This window comes from Occultella glacieicola (assembly GCF_004353825.1).
Taxonomy (GTDB): Bacteria; Actinomycetota; Actinomycetes; order Actinomycetales; family Beutenbergiaceae; genus Occultella; species Occultella glacieicola.
Window position 1 is genome coordinate 22,030 of sequence record NZ_SMNA01000003.1, and the last position, 15,491, is coordinate 37,520.

The 15,491-nt window shown below is 72.1% G+C and carries 16 protein-coding genes; 7 read left to right on the plus strand and 9 right to left on the minus strand.

From position 1 onward, the window contains the following. Genes rnc through coaD form a run of 4 tightly spaced genes read right to left on the minus strand, consistent with a single transcriptional unit; the run spans window position 1 to window position 2,502 of the window. Window positions 1-723, minus strand: a complete 723-nt coding sequence (gene rnc, locus EXU48_RS05670; protein WP_133106685.1) for a ribonuclease III — start codon at window positions 721-723, stop codon at window positions 1-3. Beyond that, entirely contained in the window at window positions 720-1,349 is a 630-nt protein-coding gene (locus EXU48_RS05675; RefSeq protein WP_133106686.1) for a YceD family protein, read from the minus strand. Before EXU48_RS05675 ends, rnc begins: the two co-directional genes overlap by 4 nt. After that, a complete protein-coding gene (locus tag EXU48_RS05680) occupies window positions 1,346-1,969 on the minus strand; it encodes a hypothetical protein (protein ID WP_328591625.1) in 624 nt (207 codons plus the stop codon). The genes EXU48_RS05675 and EXU48_RS05680 overlap by 4 nt, the downstream gene beginning before the upstream one ends. Further along, window positions 1,966-2,502 (minus strand): pantetheine-phosphate adenylyltransferase, encoded by a 537-nt coding sequence (coaD, locus tag EXU48_RS05685; RefSeq protein WP_328591626.1) that lies wholly within the window; start codon window positions 2,500-2,502, stop codon window positions 1,966-1,968. The genes EXU48_RS05680 and coaD overlap by 4 nt, the downstream gene beginning before the upstream one ends. A 145-nt stretch (window positions 2,503-2,647) precedes the next feature. On the opposite strand from coaD, the gene EXU48_RS05690 reads away from it, so the two are divergent. Next, the gene (locus EXU48_RS05690) at window positions 2,648-4,195 is read left to right on the plus strand and encodes a UxaA family hydrolase (RefSeq protein WP_133106688.1); all 1,548 of its coding nucleotides are present in this window, start codon (window positions 2,648-2,650) and stop codon (window positions 4,193-4,195) included. On the opposite strand, the gene EXU48_RS05695 is transcribed toward EXU48_RS05690, so the two are convergent. Next, window positions 4,188-4,871 carry a ThuA domain-containing protein gene (locus EXU48_RS05695; RefSeq protein WP_133106689.1) on the minus strand — a complete coding sequence of 228 codons (684 nt, stop codon included), beginning with the start codon at window positions 4,869-4,871 and terminating at the stop codon, window positions 4,188-4,190. The genes EXU48_RS05690 and EXU48_RS05695 overlap by 8 nt on opposite strands. Before the next feature lie 117 nt (window positions 4,872-4,988). Here EXU48_RS05695 and EXU48_RS05700 point away from each other — a divergent pair, with 117 nt between their 5' ends. Genes EXU48_RS05700 through EXU48_RS05710 form a run of 3 tightly spaced genes read left to right on the plus strand, consistent with a single transcriptional unit; the run spans window position 4,989 to window position 7,578 of the window. Continuing rightward, on the plus strand, window positions 4,989-5,819 hold the full coding sequence (locus tag EXU48_RS05700; protein ID WP_165962696.1) for a DUF6807 domain-containing protein: 831 nt from the start codon (window positions 4,989-4,991) through the stop codon (window positions 5,817-5,819). Continuing rightward, entirely contained in the window at window positions 5,816-6,949 is a 1,134-nt protein-coding gene (locus tag EXU48_RS05705; protein ID WP_133106691.1) for a Gfo/Idh/MocA family protein, read from the plus strand. The genes EXU48_RS05700 and EXU48_RS05705 overlap by 4 nt, the downstream gene beginning before the upstream one ends. Continuing rightward, complete coding sequence (locus EXU48_RS05710; protein WP_207947639.1) at window positions 6,946-7,578, plus strand: HAD-IA family hydrolase; 633 nt, start codon at window positions 6,946-6,948, stop codon at window positions 7,576-7,578. Before EXU48_RS05705 ends, EXU48_RS05710 begins: the two co-directional genes overlap by 4 nt. Before the next feature lie 59 nt (window positions 7,579-7,637). On the opposite strand, the gene EXU48_RS05715 is transcribed toward EXU48_RS05710, so the two are convergent. Continuing rightward, complete coding sequence (locus EXU48_RS05715) at window positions 7,638-8,681, minus strand: NAD(P)/FAD-dependent oxidoreductase (protein WP_235856865.1); 1,044 nt, start codon at window positions 8,679-8,681, stop codon at window positions 7,638-7,640. Between the two features lie 124 nt (window positions 8,682-8,805). Here EXU48_RS05715 and EXU48_RS05720 point away from each other — a divergent pair, with 124 nt between their 5' ends. The 3 genes from EXU48_RS05720 (at window position 8,806) to EXU48_RS05730 (ending at window position 12,507) form a co-directional block, all read left to right on the plus strand. Next, complete coding sequence (locus EXU48_RS05720) at window positions 8,806-9,408, plus strand: helix-turn-helix domain-containing protein (RefSeq protein ID WP_133106693.1); 603 nt, start codon at window positions 8,806-8,808, stop codon at window positions 9,406-9,408. Window positions 9,409-9,553: 145 nt separating this feature from the next. Further along, on the plus strand, window positions 9,554-11,071 hold the full coding sequence (locus EXU48_RS05725) for an MDR family MFS transporter (RefSeq protein ID WP_165962697.1): 1,518 nt from the start codon (window positions 9,554-9,556) through the stop codon (window positions 11,069-11,071). A gap of 242 nt (window positions 11,072-11,313) precedes the next feature. Continuing rightward, a complete protein-coding gene (locus EXU48_RS05730) occupies window positions 11,314-12,507 on the plus strand; it encodes an alanine--tRNA ligase-related protein (protein ID WP_207947640.1) in 1,194 nt (397 codons plus the stop codon). A 59-nt stretch (window positions 12,508-12,566) separates the two neighbouring features. On the opposite strand, the gene rsmD is transcribed toward EXU48_RS05730, so the two are convergent. From rsmD to EXU48_RS05745, 3 genes are read right to left on the minus strand one after another with little or no spacing between them, the layout of a single operon-like run. Further along, complete coding sequence (gene rsmD, locus EXU48_RS05735) at window positions 12,567-13,133, minus strand: 16S rRNA (guanine(966)-N(2))-methyltransferase RsmD (protein ID WP_133106695.1); 567 nt, start codon at window positions 13,131-13,133, stop codon at window positions 12,567-12,569. Next, a complete protein-coding gene (locus tag EXU48_RS05740; protein WP_133106696.1) occupies window positions 13,130-14,755 on the minus strand; it encodes a DUF6297 family protein in 1,626 nt (541 codons plus the stop codon). Before EXU48_RS05740 ends, rsmD begins: the two co-directional genes overlap by 4 nt. Next, on the minus strand, window positions 14,752-15,459 hold the full coding sequence (locus EXU48_RS05745; RefSeq protein WP_235856866.1) for an ABC transporter ATP-binding protein: 708 nt from the start codon (window positions 15,457-15,459) through the stop codon (window positions 14,752-14,754). The genes EXU48_RS05740 and EXU48_RS05745 overlap by 4 nt, the downstream gene beginning before the upstream one ends. Window positions 15,460-15,491 lie beyond the last annotated feature (32 nt).

Sequence of the window (15,491 nt, forward strand, 5' to 3'; positions counted from 1 at the left end):
TCAGCCCGGCTCGGCGGCCAGCGCGCGGTAGGCCTGCTCCGCCGCGTGCTGCTCGGCGATCTTCTTCGAGGACCCCTCGCCCTCGCCCCAGGAGACGTCCCCGAGGAGCAGCCGGGCGTTGAACGAACGCTCGTGGTCCGGCCCGGTGCCGGACACGTCGTACACGGGCGCGCCGAGGCCCCGGGTGGCGGCCAGTTCCTGGACGCTGGTCTTCCAGTCCAGGCCTGCGCCGAGGTCGGCGGCGGCCTGCAGCGTGGGCCCGACGAGGTGCTGCACCATCGCGCGCGTCGGCTCGAGACCGTGGCACAGGTAGACGGCGCCGATCACGGCCTCGAGGGTGTCGGACAGGATCGAGTCCTTGTCCCGGCCGCCGGTACCGGTCTCGCCCTTGCCGAGCAGCAGGTAGTCGCCGAGCCGGATGCCGCGGGCGGTCGCGGCGAGCGCGCGCTGGGACACCGTGGCGGCCCGCATCTTGGCCAGGTCACCCTCGGACAGGTCCGGGTGGGTGCGGTAGAGGTGCTCGGTGACCACGACGCCCAGGACGGCGTCCCCGAGGAACTCCAGTCGCTCGTTCGTGGGGATGCCGCCGGCCTCGTGGGCGAACGAGCGGTGGGTCAGGGCGAGCACGAGGAGTTCGGGGTCGACATCGACGCCGAGGGACTGCTGCAACCGGGTGGCGCTCGGCGCGGAGGTGTCCGCCGGCGGCGCGTCCGGCGCAGTCATCGGCTCGTCCCCGGGCCGCCGGGGTCGGGCCGGTCGGTCCGTTCGGGTGCGGGATCCACGCCATCCCCCGTGTCCTCGCTCCCGGCGAGTCCGCTCAGGGCGGCCCAGCGCGGGTCCAGGATCTCGTGGGAGTGCCCGGGTTCGGCGTCCTCGAGACGGATCCCGCACTCCGGGCACAGCCCGGGGCAGTCCGGGCGGCACAGCGGCTGGAACGGCAGGGACAGCACGACGGCGTCCGTCACGGTCTCCTCGAGGTCGATCAGTTCGCCGTTCATCTCCTTGAGCGGCTCGGCCTCGTCGCCGGTCTCCTCGACCTTGGGGTGGCGTCCGCCGGGGTAGGCGAACAGTTCGGTGAGGTCCACCTCGACGTCGTGGACGATGTCGCGAAGACAGCGCACGCACTCGCCGGTCGCCTCGGTCTGCGCGGTCCCAGTGACCAGGACGCCCTCCATGACCGCCTCCAGGCGCAGGTCGAGGTCGATCGCGTTGCCGGCCTGGACCCCGATCACCTCAGTCCCCATCAGGGCCGGCGCCGGGACGGTCAGGGCGAGCTCGCGCATCGAGCCGGGGCGGCGGCCGAGATCGTGGGTGCTGATCACGAACGGTCCGTGCGGGGTGTGGCTCATGGCTTCTCCCGACCGCCGCGCGGGCCCTCGTGGTTTCCCGCGCGGTCCTTCGTCGCGACCCGGTTCGGTGGGCGGCTCGGGCCCTGACCCTCAGCACCGCCGGCACCATCAGCACGGTCGGTCCGGTCCTCATCGCGAGCGGCGCGGCTCCGGTTGCGCTCCATGAGCCGCGCCCGGCCGGCCGCGACCTGGGTGCCGACCGCGTTCAGGTCGATCTCGAACTGGGCGAGCTGGCGGTCGCAGTAGTCGTCCGCCTCGCGGGAGAGCTTCTCCGCGTCGGCCGTGGCGTCGGCGACGATCTGCTCGGCCCGGGCGTTCGCGGCCCGGACGACCGCCTCGTTGGAGACGAGGTCCGCGGCGCGCTCCTTGGCCTTCTCGACGATCCGTCCGGCCTCCTTGCGGGCGCGCTCGAGGACGGCGTCGGCGTCCGCCACCACGGTGTCCGCCTGGGAGATCTGGCTCGGCAGGACGGCCTTGGCGGACTCGATCAGCTCGAGGACCTCGGCCCGGTTCACCAGCGCGGACGCGGACATCGGCATCGATCGTGCGGACGCGACCAGGTCGGAGAGCTCGTCGAGGATCGCGACCAGCGACTCCCCGTGTTCGGCTGCTGTACTCATCTGGGGTCATCCTTGCTCTCGGTGCGGCGGGCGCTGGGGCCGAGGCCCGGTGCGGTGCCCAGCGCGGTGTACACGGCGTCGGCCACGCCGGGTGGGACCAGGTCGGTGATGTCGCCGCCGTAGCGGGCCACCTCCTTCACCATCGAGGAGGAGATGTGGGCGAGCGTGGCCTCGCTGCTCAGGTAGACGGTCTCGACCCCGGCCAGGTAGCGGTTCATCAGGGTCATCGGCTGCTCCGCGTCGAAGTCCGCGCCGCCCCGCAGTCCCTTGACGATCGCCGACGCGCCGACGTCGCGGCACACGTCCACGATCAGGCCGGGGGCGGCGAGCACCCGGGCGCCGGGCAGGTCCGCGACGGCGTCGGTGAACAGGTCCCGGCGCTGGTGCGGCGTGAGCAGGGTGGACTTCGCGGCGTTGATACCGATGACCACCACGACCTCGTCGAACAGCGTGAGGGCGCGGCGCACGATGTCGAGGTGTCCCAGGGTCACCGGGTCGTAGGAGCCCGGACACACGGCGATTCGAGACGTCACCCCGATAACGTACCGCCACGGCCCACCCAGGCCACTTCTGCCGACCCGCCCCGGGCCGTCCGACATTCTTCGGGAAGCGGTTTCTGAGTTAGGGTGGGAACGGTTGCGGCACGATTGCCATCCCCGTCTACGAAGGTTCCCCCTGATGACCGGTCTGTCCCTGCCCCTGCGCGACGTCGCCCTGGTGCTGCGCCCCGACGACTCCGTGGCGGTCGCCACCCGCGATCTCGCCTCCGGAACGGTGCTGACCCTCGCCGACGGCGGCGCACTCCCCGTGGTCGCCGACATCCCCCGCGGTCACAAGGTCGCCCTCCGGGCGGTCGAGGCGGGCGGGCAGGTGCTCAAGTACGGGCAGTCCATCGGCCGTGCGACCACGCCGATCGGGCCCGGGCAGCACGTGCACTCCCACAACCTGGGCATGGACGCCACCGAGCGCGAGCACGAGTTCGGGACCGCGCGGGTCACACCGGACCTCCCGGCGGATCTGCCCCGGACGTTCCTCGGCTACCACCGGGCCGACGGCCGGGTGGCCACCCGTAACTTCATCGGCGTGATCACCTCCGTGAACTGCTCGGCCAGCTCGGCGAAGATGATCGCGGACCAGTTCCGGGGTATGGCCCTGGACTCCTACCCGAACGTCGACGGCGTCATGGCCATCACCCACCAGAGCGGCTGCGGACTGGTGCCGGCCTCCGAGGGCGGGCAGTTGCTGCTGCGGACCCTGCGCGGGTACGCCCAGCACCCGAACTTCGGCGGCCTGCTGGTCCTCGGCCTCGGCTGCGAGATGATCCCGGTCGAATCCCTCGCGGGCGGCCTGGGCCTGCCCGAGGGGCTGCTCGTGGAGACCATGAACATCCAGGACGCCGGCGGGGTGCGCGCCACGGTCCGGGCCGGCGTCGAGAAGATCAAGGAGATGCTGCCCCGGGTCAACGAGGCCACCCGGGCCCCGGCGGACATCTCCCACCTGGTCCTCGGCCTGAACTGCGGCGGATCCGACGGTTACTCCGGGATCACCGCCAATCCGGCTCTCGGGGTGGCCTCGGACATGCTGGTCGCGGCCGGCGCTACGTCGGTACTGGCCGAGACACCCGAGGTGTACGGCGCCGAGCACCTGCTCACCCGCCGCGCCGTGTCCGCCGAGGTGGGCCAGAAGCTGCTGGACCGGATCGAGTGGTGGAAGGCCTACACCGAGGCCGGCGAGGGCACCCTCGACAACAATCCGTCCCCGGGCAACAAGGCCGGCGGACTCACCACGATCCTGGAGAAGTCCCTCGGTGCGGTCGCCAAGGGCGGCACCGCGGAGATGACGGCGGTCTACGAGTATGCCGAGCCCATCACGGACAAGGGCTTCACGTTCATGGACACCCCCGGCTACGACCCGGTCTCGGTGACCGGCCTGGTCGCCGGTGGGTCCACCGTGGTCTGCTTCACCACCGGCCGGGGCTCGGTGTTCGGGTGCAAGCCGACACCGTCGATCAAACTCGCCACGAACACCGAGATGTACGAGCGGATGTCCGAGGACATGGACATCAACGCAGGGCGGATCGTCGACGGCACCGCGAGCCTCGAGGAGGTCGGCCGGGAGATCTTCGAGAAGATCATCGCGGTGGCCTCCGGGGAGCAGACGGTCAGCGAGGACCTCGACATCGGCCAGGAGGAGTTCATCCCCTGGCATGTCGGTGCCGTCACCTGAGCCTGTCGGTCCTGCCGAGCAGCCAGTCCACCTCGCGGCGCAGGAGGTCGACGCGTCCCGGCTGGGCGTACGCGGGGCGGTCGTGACCGAACGCGTCGTATATCACGCGGGCGCCCGAACGCTCCCGCGCCCAGACCAGCGGGTGCGCCCGCTCGTCGTGGGCGTGCGTGACCAGGACGGTCACGTCCGGGGAGGTCTCGAGGTAGGAGTACCGCTCGTCGGTGGCCTCGAAGTCGCTCAGGCCGTCGGTGACCGGGTGCGTCCCGGCGACCCGCACCACCGTGGTGTCCAGGGGCGGGTGCATCGATAGCCCCGGCACCCAGCGGCCGCCGAGGACGTGCGCCCAGTCCGGCGTCTCGAAGAACGTGTTCGACGCCGTATGGGTGGCCAGGACCGGACCGCCGGAGTCGGCGTGTTCGAGCACCGCCTCGCGCGCTCCCCCCGGGGCAAGCTCCGGCGCCGGTGTGCTGCCGCCACCAGCATTGACCACGAGCAGGGCGATGCCCTCGAAGGAGGACGTCACCTCGTCCGTTCGGAGCACCCGGGCCCGAACACCGAGCCCGTCGAGCAACTCGGCCAGGGCGGCGGAGGTGCCGTCGAAATCGTGCCAGGGGTCGGCGTACCGGCCGGCACCGGAGAGCACGACGGCGTTGGGCTGGTTCTGCGTCGAGGGCATCGCCCATGTCTAGCGCATCCGGCGGGGCGCGGCCCCCACGGCGCCCGCCGGTAAGCGGTTTCCGATAGCATGGCCCCGGCCCGCGGAGCGCGGACCCGAGGCAACCGAAGGAGTACCGTGACCGCACTGCGCATCGGTGCGCGCGCCGTCGCCACCCATCACGACGGCCAGGACCTGGCCGCGCACCTCTCCCCCCGGCCCTACCTGCACCCGGTGACGACGCTCGAGGGCAGCGTGCTCACGGAGACCGGACCGGAGGACCACCGCCACCACTACGGGGTGAGCAACGCCGTCGTCGAGGTGAACGGGCACATGTTCTGGGGCGGCGCGTCCTACGTGCACCCGACCGGCTACGAGATGCTCACCAACCACGGTCGTCAGGTGCCGCGCAGCGCCGACCTCACCGACCACCGCATCACCCAGACCCTCGAGTGGCTCGGTAGCGACGGCTCGCACGTGCTCACCGAGGACCGCGAGATCACGGCCGATCTGCTCCCGGAGCGATCCGCCTGGGCGCTGCGCTGGCGTAGCACGCTGCACGCCGACGGCGGCGACCTCGAGCTCGGCTCGCCGGCCACCCGCGGGCGCGTCGGCGCCGGGTACGGAGGCCTGTTCTGGCGGCTCTCGTCGGCATCGATCCCCACCACGGCAACCACGGCCGACGGCGGCCCTCCCCTGGGCTCGACGTCACCCTGGCTGCTGCTCACCCAGGCGCGGGAGACCGGTCCGGTCGCGCTGCTGCTGGCGCAGCCGCGCGAGCAGGTGCTGCCGTGGTTCGTGCGCACGCAGGGGTACGTCGGCGCCGGACCCGCCGTCGCCTGGGATGCGCCCCGGACCGTCGCCGCCGGGACCAGCCTGGACCTGCACCTCTGGGCGCTCCTCGTGGACGGCGACCTCTCACCCGAGTCCGCCCGCACCCACTACGACCTCCTGGAGCAGTTGCGATGACCACCACGTTCGCCGTCGTCGGCATCCACGGGTTCGGCAGCCACCACCTGCGCGAACTCGTCGAGCTCAGCGCGGACGGCCTCGCCGAGGTGATCGCCGTCGCCGACCCGCGCGGCGCCGAGGGTGCCGACAACGTGCCCTCGACGGCCCGTGCGTATGAGGACCTGACCGCGCTCCTCGCCGCCGAGAGCCCTGACGTCGTGATCATCGCGACACCGATCCACACGCATCTGCCGCTCGCGGTCGAGGCGCTGCGGGCAGGCTCCCACGTGCTCCTGGAGAAGCCGACGACGGCGTCCCTCGCCGAGCTCGAACAACTGATCGCGGTCTCGGCCGAGACCGGCCGGTCGGTGCAGGTCGGGTTCCAGAGCTTCGGGTCGCACGCACTGCCGGCCATCGACGAGCTCGTCGCCGGTGGGGAGATTGGCGAACTCGTCGGCGTCGGTGGCGTCGGCACGTGGCTGCGGGACACCCGGTACTACGCCCGCTCCCGCTGGGCCGGGCGCCGCACCCTGGACGGCGTCGCGGTGGTCGACGGCGCCGTCACGAACCCGCTCGCGCACGCCGTGGCCACGGCGCTGCGGATCGCGGGCGCGACCACCACGACGGACGTCGCCGAGGTGGTCGTCGACCTGTACCACGCGCACGACATCGAGGCGGACGACACCTCGGCCGTGCGGCTGCGCACCACGAGTGGCATTCCGGTGGCGCTCGGTCTCTCCCTGACGTCCGCGACACAGAGCGCGCCGAGGCTGATCGTGCGCGGCACCCGCGGAACGGCCGAGCTGAGCTACACCGACGACGTCCTGACCGTCCGCACCCCTGACGGAGTGCGCACCGAGAAGTTCGAGCGGACCAGCCTGCAGCGCAACCTCGTCGACCACGTCACCACCGGCACCCCTCTGCTCGCGGACGCCCGGGACACCGGCGCGTTCATCCGGGTGCTCGAGGCGGTCCGCACGGCACCGGACCCGACGCCGATCCCGGCCGAGTACGTGCAGTGGCGCGACGACGAGCACGGTCGCCACCCGGTGGTGACCGACGTCGAGGCGTGGTGCGAACGGGTCGCCGCCGAGTACGCCACGTTCTCCGAACTCGGGGCACCGTGGGCCACCCGGCCCCGGCCGTGACCGGGCTCGGTTCGCCCGAACCGGGCGCCGTGCTCTGGGACGCCGACGGCGTGCTGCAGGACCTGCCCGGCGGCTGGGTGGCCGCGATGGCCGAGTTCGTGCCGGAGCAGACGCAGGAATTCCTCGCCGACGCCTGGCGCACCGAACGCCCGACCATCTCCGGCCAGGGTCGGTGGCCGGACCTCCTCGGGGAGGTGCTGGCCCGCTGGGATCTGGTGCACCACTACGACGGCATCCTGGGGGTCTGGCACCGGATGGAGGCCTCGGCCGAGTCGGTCTCGCTCGTCACGCAGGTCCGGGCGGCGGGCCCGCGCTGCGCCCTCGCCACGAACCAGGACGCCGCCCGCGCCGAGGTGATGCAGGCCGAGTTCGACTACGCCACGCTCTTCGACGCCACGTACTACTCCTGTGACCTCGGCGTGGCGAAACCGGATCCTGCCTACTTCCGGCTCGTGCTCGACGATCTCGGGCTGGACCCGGAACAGGCACTGTTCATCGACGACACGGCACGCAACGTGGCCGCGGCCCGCGAGCTCGGGCTGCGGGCGGAGCAATGGTCGATCGCCGAGGGCCACGACGTGTTGCGTGGCCACCTGCGTAGGCACGCAGCACTGCCGGCGGCCGATTAGGGCGGTCCCTCCCGACCCGTCGCCGCCGACCGACCCGACCGGCTGCCGTCGAGCCGCAGTCAGGCCGGCGCGAGCCGCCCCGTCTCGACCGCGGCCGCGGTGTCCTGCGTCACCAGGGCGGCGTTGATCTGCGCACCCGCCCGCATGCCGGCCGCGGCCGCCGTGATGACCTGCGTGCTCACATCGGCGACGTTCCCAGCGGCCCAGAGCCCCGGCACCGACGTCTCCCCCTTCGCGTCGGTGGGCAGGTAGGTCCCGAACACGGTCCCGCCGACCTCGAAGTCCTCGGCCCGCAGGCCCAACCCCTCCAACGGCCCCACCTGTGCGAACACGCGGGTCTGCACCGCGAGGGCGGCCCGTGGCACGAACGAACCCGACGCCAGACGGACCCCGGTGAGCCGGTCGTCGGCGCTCTCGACGGCCGCGACGGCCCCGTCGACGACGGCGATCCCGCGGGCGGACAATTGCTCCCACTCGGCCTCGGTCGGCTCGAGAACGTCGTTGAGGAACAGCGTCACGTCGGCGCTCCACTGGCGCAGCAGCAGCACCTGGTGCATGGCCATCGGCGTGGATGCGAGGACCCCGACCGCCTGATCGCGGACCTCCCAGCCGTGGCAGTACGGGCAGTGCAGCACGTCCCGTCCGAAGCGCTCCGCCAGGCCCGGGAGGTCGGGGAGCTCGTCGCGGGCGCCGGTGGCGAGCAGCACGTGCCGGGCCCCGGTGCGGCGGCCGTCGTCGAGCCTCACCTCGAACCCACCGTCGGCACCCCGGTCGACGGCGGTGACCAGTCCCGCGGTCACCTCGCCGCCGTAACCGCCCACCTCCCTGCGGCCGATGGCGACCAGGTCCGCCGGCGGGGTGCCCTCGCGACCCAGGTAGTTGTGGACGCCGTCCGCCGGGGTGTTGCGCGGTTGCCCGGCATCCACGACGAGGACGCTGCGCCGGGCGCGCGCGAGGGTCAGCGCGGCGCTCAGACCCGCCGCCGCGCCGCCGATCACCACCACGTCGTAGCGGTCGCGTAGTCCGGCGGCGTCGGGTGCGGGGTTCGGGTTCGGGTTCGGGTTCGGGTTCGGGTTCGGGTTCGGGTTCGGGTTCGTCTGCACGGTGGGCTCCTGGCGTTCGGTCGGCCTGGACGGCCGGGCTCTGTTGAGAATTGATCTCGTTAGTATTGGACACCACGCCGCCAGGATCGCCAACGATCTTTGCCGGTCTGGCAAACTCGACCCCATGACGACCACGGAGCAAGCGACCGAACTCGGCGACGTACTGGACGCCGTCGGCCCGCGGTTACGTTCCCTGCGTACCCGCCGAGGCACCAGCCTCACCGATCTGTCGGAGACCACCGGGATCTCGGTGAGCACGCTGTCCCGTCTGGAGACCGGACGGCGCCGTCCGACGCTGGAGCTCCTGCTGCCACTCGCCCGCGCCTATCAGGTGACCCTCGACGACCTCGTCGGCGCGCCCGAGACCGCGGACCCGCGCGTGCACATCCGCCCCGTGATCCACCACGGCGTGGCGCACGTGCCGCTCACCCGCCGGGTCGGCGGTCAGCTCGCGGCGAAGCTCATCCTGCCGCCGGTCGAGGTCGTCACGCCGCCGGACCTGCAGACCCACGACGGCTACGAATGGCTGTACGTGCTGAGCGGGCGGCTGCGGTTGATCCTCGGCGAGCATGACGTCGTGCTGACCGAGGGCGAGGTGGCCGAGTTCAACTGCCGCACCACCCCGCACTGGTTCGGCAACCCCGGACCCGGCCCGACGGAACTGCTGAGCATCTTCGGCCCCCAAGGGGAGCGCATCCACGTGCGCGCCCGCCCGAGGACACGGTAGGCACACCGCCCCTCGTGGGAGTCGCACGCGGACGTCCGGCCGACCGAGCCGGTTCCAGCCGACCGCCTGAAGCCCCTGCTCCGGCCGGTCACACCGTCCGCCGTAGGGTGTTCCGGGTGAGGTCCGACCCGCCGACGGTGAGACGATGACCCGCGACCGCAGAACCCCCGTGCTCATCGCCCTGATCCTGACGATGGCGCTGGTGGCGATGGACACCACGATCGTGGCCACCGCGATCCCCCAGGTGGTCGCGGACCTGGGTGGGTTCTCCGCCGTCGGCTGGGTGTTCTCCGTCTACCTGCTGGCGCAGACGGTGACGATCCCGGTCTACGGCAAGCTCGCCGACCTCTACGGGCGCAAGCCGGTCCTCGTGGTCGGGGTCTCGATCTTCCTGCTCGGCTCGCTGCTGTCCGCCGCGTCGCCGGACATGCTCACGCTGATCCTGTTCCGGGCCCTGCAGGGGGTCGGCGCCGGGGCCATCGGTGCCACCGTGAACACGATCGCCGGCGACCTCTACAGCGTCGCCGAGCGGGGCCGGGTACAGGGCTGGCTCGCCAGCGTGTGGGGCATCTCCGCCGTCGCCGCGCCAACCCTCGGTGGTCTGTTCGCGCAGTATCTGAGCTGGCGCTGGATCTTCCTGGTCAACCTGCCCCTCGGGGCGCTCGCCCTCACCCTGATCGTGCGCGGCCTGCACGAGGACGTGATCAGGCGGCGGCACCGGATCGACTACGCCGGCACCGTGCTGCTGCTGATCGCGGCGAGCCTGCTCATCCTGGGCCTGCTGCAGGGCGGGACCGCGTGGGCCTGGGACTCCGTCACGAGCGTGGTCGTGTTCGCCCTCGCGATCGGCGCCGGCGCCGCCTACGTGCTGGTGGAGCACCGGGCCGCGGAGCCGATGATGCCGCCCTGGCTGTGGCGCACCCGCGTCACGGCAGGGTCCTACCTCGCCACCCTGACCGCGGGACTGATGGTGATCGGGCTATCGGTGTTCCTGCCGAACTGGGGCCAGATCGTGCTCGGCCTGCCCCCGGTGTCGGCCGGCTTCGTGCTGGCGGCGATGTCGATCACCTGGCCGACCGCCTCGGGGCTGTCCGCCCGCCTGTACCTGCGGATCGGATTCCGCGACACGGCCCTGGTCGGCGCGGTCTTCGCGCTGCTCGCCGGCGTGGTGTTCGCCCTGCTCGGCCCCGGTGCCCCGGTCTGGCAGCCGGTACTCGGGGCCGCGCTGCTCGGAGCCGGGATGGGCCTGATCACGTCCCCGCTGATGGTCGGGCTGCAGTCCACGGTGGGATGGGGTGAGCGGGGCGTGGTGACCGGTGGCGCGGTGTTCGCCAGGTTCCTCGGTCAGAGTGTCGGGGCAGCGGTCTTCGGCGCGCTGACCAATGCCGTGCTCCTGGACCGGCTCGCGACGGCGCCGGCCGGTCTGGCCGAGGATCTCCCGACCGACGTGGACGGCGTCAGTGCCTATCTTGCCGAGGCGCACCCCCGGCCGGAGGTCGCCGAGTTCCTGCGACTGGCCGTACACGATGCCACCCACGCGGTCTTCCTCGGGCTGCTGGTCGCGGCGGTCCTGACGGTGTTGGCGCTCGTGTTCGTGGTGCCACGCCGATTCCCGACCGTGGCCGAGGACCCGAATCCGACGAGTGCGCCACCGAGTCGTTGACGACGACCCGGGGCGACCTCCGCGTTCCGGGTGCAGGAATTCGACGTGACAGTCCGGGTAAGGTGCCTGACATGTACCAGACGTCGCGTTCCGCCGCGGCCGCGCGAGCTATCCGCTCGCCGGCTGCCGCTGCCTGACGTCCACCCACGCACACCGGCGACCGGAAACGGTCCGCCGGTGTCATGCTGTTCAGGCAGTGCCATCGGGCTCCTTTCCGGTCGTCTCCCGAAAGGACCACTCCCTTGAGCCTCGACCAGACCTTCATCGACTTCTTCGTCCAGCACGGTCACATCCCGACCACGGGATCCTCGCTGATCCCGCGCCCCGGCGACCCTGTGCTCTTCACGACCGCCGGCATGCATCCGCTGACGCCCTTCCTGGAGGGTGAGCCGCATCCACTCGGGCGACGGCTCGTCGGGGTCCAGCGATGCCTGCGCACCACCGACCTCGACGAGATCGGCGACCCGACCCACCTCACCGTGTTCGAGATGCTCGGCTCCTGGTCGCTCGGCGACTACGGCAGCGAGCAGAGCCTGCGCTGGGGATACGAGGTGCTCCGCGACAGGCTGGGCGTCGACCCCGACCGGATGCACGCCACCGTCTTCGGTGGCAACGACGAGGTCGAGCTCGACCTGGAGTCGCTGGACACCTGGCGCAGCCTCGGCGTCCCGGTCGAGCTGACCACCGAGGACAACTGGTGGTCGAACGGCCCGGCCGGTCCGTGCGGCCCGGACTCGGAGATCTTCCTGTGGACCGGCGATGGCTCACCGGAGGGCACGCCGACCAGCGACGACCGCTGGATCGAGGTGTGGAACCACGTCATGGTGCGCTTCCGTCGGCACCAGGACGGGTCGCTGGAACCGCTGCCGCAACACAACATCGACACCGGCCTCGGCCTGGAGCGGCTCAGCATGCTGCTCGAGGGCAAGCGGTCCGTCTACGAGACCGAACTGTTCGAGCCATGGATGCGGCTCCTGCCCGAACTGTGGAGGCTGGACGAGGAGTCCGAGCGGATCGTGATCGACCACCTCCGCTCGAGCATCGTCATCATCGGCGACGGCGTCCGGCCGTCGAACACCGGACGCGGCTACGTGCTGCGCCGGCTGATCCGGCGGGTGCTGACCCTGCTGTGGCAGGTCGATCGGTCCAGGACGCTCGTCGATCTGCCGCTGGAGGTGGTCGAGCACACGCTGCGACACTTCCACCAGGATGAGGGCATGACGCTGGTGCAGCAGGTGCTGGTCGACGAGGAGGTCCGGTTCACCGACCTGCTCCAGCGGGGCAGGCGGATCCTCGGCAGCGACCGCTTCCGGAAGACCCTCGACGAAGAGGACTTCGAGTATCTGCACCAGACCCACGGACTCCCGCGGGAACTCGTCCGATCGCTGATCGCGCAAGAGAGTGGAGCGTCGGACGCTCCTCTCTCGCTGATCTAGTACCCGGCGGGCTGATCTCGCCCACGCGCAGGGGCGAGATCAGCCACGCAGGTGCGATCTCACCGGGGGTCGCCGGCGGTGGTCGCGAACCACAGCGTCGTGTCGCCGTAGGTCTTCTCGCCGTCCGGGGTCAGCCCGTCCGGCCAGACGGGCTCCCCTGACCGGCCGGCCCGTTCGACCACGACCACGGCGCCCGGAGCGAGCCAACCCGGAAGCACCAGCGCAGCCAGCACCTCGTCGAGGCCGCCGAGGTCGTAGGGAGGGTCCGCCAGCACGAGGTCGAAGGGGCCGCCGGGCGGGTCGCCGCCGAGGTAACGCTCCGCTCGGGTCGCGACCACCCGGACCCGGTCCGCGAGGCCCACCTGCGCGGCATTGGCCCGGCACAGTGCGGCGGCGGCCTTCGCCGCCTCGACCGCGACCACCTCGGCGGCGCCGCGGCTCGCGGCCTCCAGCCCGAGCGCACCGGAGCCGGCGTACAGGTCGAGCACCCGGGCCCCGCGGACCACGCCGAGATGGTCGAGCCGGGAGAACAGGGCCTCCCTGACCCGTTCGCTGGTGGGCCGGGTCCCGGCCGGCGGCACCTTGAGGGTCCGGCCGCCCGCGGAGCCGGCGACGATCCTGGTCACCGCGGTCCCGCGGCCTTCTGCGCCTCGGTCGCCCGCTCCATCATCGAGGGCTTCTTCTCGTCCTTGACATGGGTCGCGATCGCGAACGCGATGGCCGAGGTTGCGGCCTGCAGCCACACGAGCACGAACGTGGGGCCGAACGCGATCAAGGCGATGAGGGTCGGGATCAGGCAGATCACCACGAGGTCGGGGCCGCGGGCGAAGGCCAGCAGCACCCCGGGCGGCACCGGACCCATCGGGCCCGTCACCAGTGGCTTGGTCCAGTCCGGCGGCTTCCGGTACGCCGCCCGGACCACACCGGCGGCGAAGGTGGGGGCGGCGATCACGCCGAGCGCGATCCAGCCGGGCAGGTTGCCATGGGTGGCGCCCCAGACTGCGAACACCCCGGCGGACCAGAGCACCATGATGACGCCCGGCAGAATGATCCGGACCCGGCGCACGTCGAACGCGGAGATCGGGAAGAACCGGTCCAGCACCGGCGCCATCTCGGCGCGGCGGGCGCTCTCGGCGGTGGCCATCGCGGCCAGGTACCCGCCGAGGAGCAGGGTCGTCACGTTGACCCAGGTCGGCCAGCCGGCGAGCAGCGCCATCAGGGCCAGGGAAGCCGCGACCACGATCTGGATGAGGTGACGCGGTGACCGGGACAGCACCAGGGCGTCGCCGGTGACGATCGCACTCACGGGGCCACGGACCCAGGCCATACGAGCCGACCGGCGGCGCTGGTCCGGAGCGGTGCTCCCGCTCAGCGCCCGGCCGAGTTCCCGGGTGTCCATCGAGGTCACCGCACCGGCGGCGTAGGCCGAGACCGCGCCCCGGGCCCGCAGTTCCCGGCCGGAGATCGCGTTCAGGCCGGTGTCCACCCGGACCAACAGGGCCACCACCAGAACGGCAAGCACGGCGATCGCGACCACGGCCACCGTGCCGGTCGGCATCATCAGCGGCGGCGGACGCACGAACACCACGGCCAGTCCGAGGACCGGCCCGGCGGCCATCAGGATGTCGCCGATCAGCGCGGCCGGGCGCACCCGCCGGGCCCGCTTGTTGCCGAGCTGTACCTGCCCGGCCGCGGCGGCGAGCGCGAGCGCGGCTCCACCCAGGGTGCTGAGGACGACGATCGAACCGAGCGCCGGTCCCGGCTCCCCGAGCGCCAGGAACCCGATCAGGAGCCCACCGGCGGCGCCGACCGCGGCGCCCATGATCGGCACCAGCACCGACCGGGGGCGCAGCAGTCCCCGGCGGTCCGCCGGCGTCGGTAGCCACCAGACGGCCTGACCGCCGCCCATTCCGACCGGGCCGATCCGACCCGCGAGCCCCACGATCGCCCCGGCCACGATGAGGGTGGTGACCACGGCGAGCCAGGTCGGATCGAGCGTGTGCACCTCCGGGCCGGGGGTGAGGGTGGCGTTCAGGCCCTGCACCGCACCGAGCGCGATCGCCAGGGCGATGGCGGCGCTGAACACCACCGAGTAGACCTCCGAGATGACCTCGAAGTAGCTCCCACCGGTGTGCGCGTCGGTCGCGTCCCGGGTCAGCGAGCGCAGCTGCCGGCCATTCGGCCAGGCGTCGTCGTCGCCCCGAGGGTCCTCGACCGGCCGGGTCTCGTCGGCGTCCGTGGTGCTCACATCGCCTCGATCGCCTGGGCTGCCACCTCGGGGCTGACCACCCGGACCTCGTCCTCGCCGAGCAGCACCGCTCGGGTGGCCACCACCCGGACCAGCACCGGGTCGTGGGTGGCCATGACCACGCCACCGCCACTCTTGCGCTCGGCGGCGAGCCGCTCCGCCAGCCGGTCCCGCATCCCGGAGTCCAGCCGCTGCTCGGGTTCGTCCAGGACCATCAGCCGCCGCGGCCGCACGAACGCCGAGGCGAGCAGCAGCCGGCGCCGCTGGCCCGAGGACAGTGCGGTCGGGGCGGCCTGCTGGCGGGCGGTGAGGCCGAACTCCTCGATGATCTCGGTGACCAGCTCGGACACGCGTTCCATGCCGTGCCCTCGGGCGGTCAGCAGGAGGTGCTCGCGGACGGTGAGGGCCGGCAGGTAGGAGTCCTCGTCGAGCACGATCGCGACGTCCGCCCGGAACCGGCGGGCCCGCTCGTCGACGGGCCGCCCGAAAACGTCGATCTGGCCGCCGAGGACGTCGAGGAGGCCGGCGACGGCGCGCAGGAACGTCGACTTGCCGGTGCCGTTCGCGCCCACCACGGCCAGGCCCTCGCCTGGCTTCATGTTCACCGTGATCGGCGGGCACACGGCGCTGGCGATGTCCGAGCCGTAGCCGACGCTGACCTTGTCCGCACGGATCATGGGGGCGGTCGTCTGCTTCTTAGCCACGTTCGGGAGACTCCAGGGGTTTCGGGCACTCG

Bases quoted from the DNA above. Each gene is read 5' to 3' on its own strand.
- rnc (WP_133106685.1), bottom strand. From the start codon at position 723: ATGACTGCGCCGGACGCGCCGCCGGCGGACACCTCCGCGCCGAGCGCC.
- EXU48_RS05675 (WP_133106686.1), bottom strand. From the start codon at position 1,349: ATGAGCCACACCCCGCACGGACCGTTCGTGATCAGCACCCACGATCTC.
- EXU48_RS05680 (WP_328591625.1), bottom strand. From the start codon at position 1,969: ATGAGTACAGCAGCCGAACACGGGGAGTCGCTGGTCGCGATCCTCGAC.
- EXU48_RS05690 (WP_133106688.1), top strand. From the start codon at position 2,648: ATGACCGGTCTGTCCCTGCCCCTGCGCGACGTCGCCCTGGTGCTGCGC.
- EXU48_RS05695 (WP_133106689.1), bottom strand. From the start codon at position 4,871: ATGCCCTCGACGCAGAACCAGCCCAACGCCGTCGTGCTCTCCGGTGCC.
- EXU48_RS05705 (WP_133106691.1), top strand. From the start codon at position 5,816: ATGACCACCACGTTCGCCGTCGTCGGCATCCACGGGTTCGGCAGCCAC.
- EXU48_RS05720 (WP_133106693.1), top strand. From the start codon at position 8,806: ATGACGACCACGGAGCAAGCGACCGAACTCGGCGACGTACTGGACGCC.
- EXU48_RS05725 (WP_165962697.1), top strand. From the start codon at position 9,554: ATGACCCGCGACCGCAGAACCCCCGTGCTCATCGCCCTGATCCTGACG.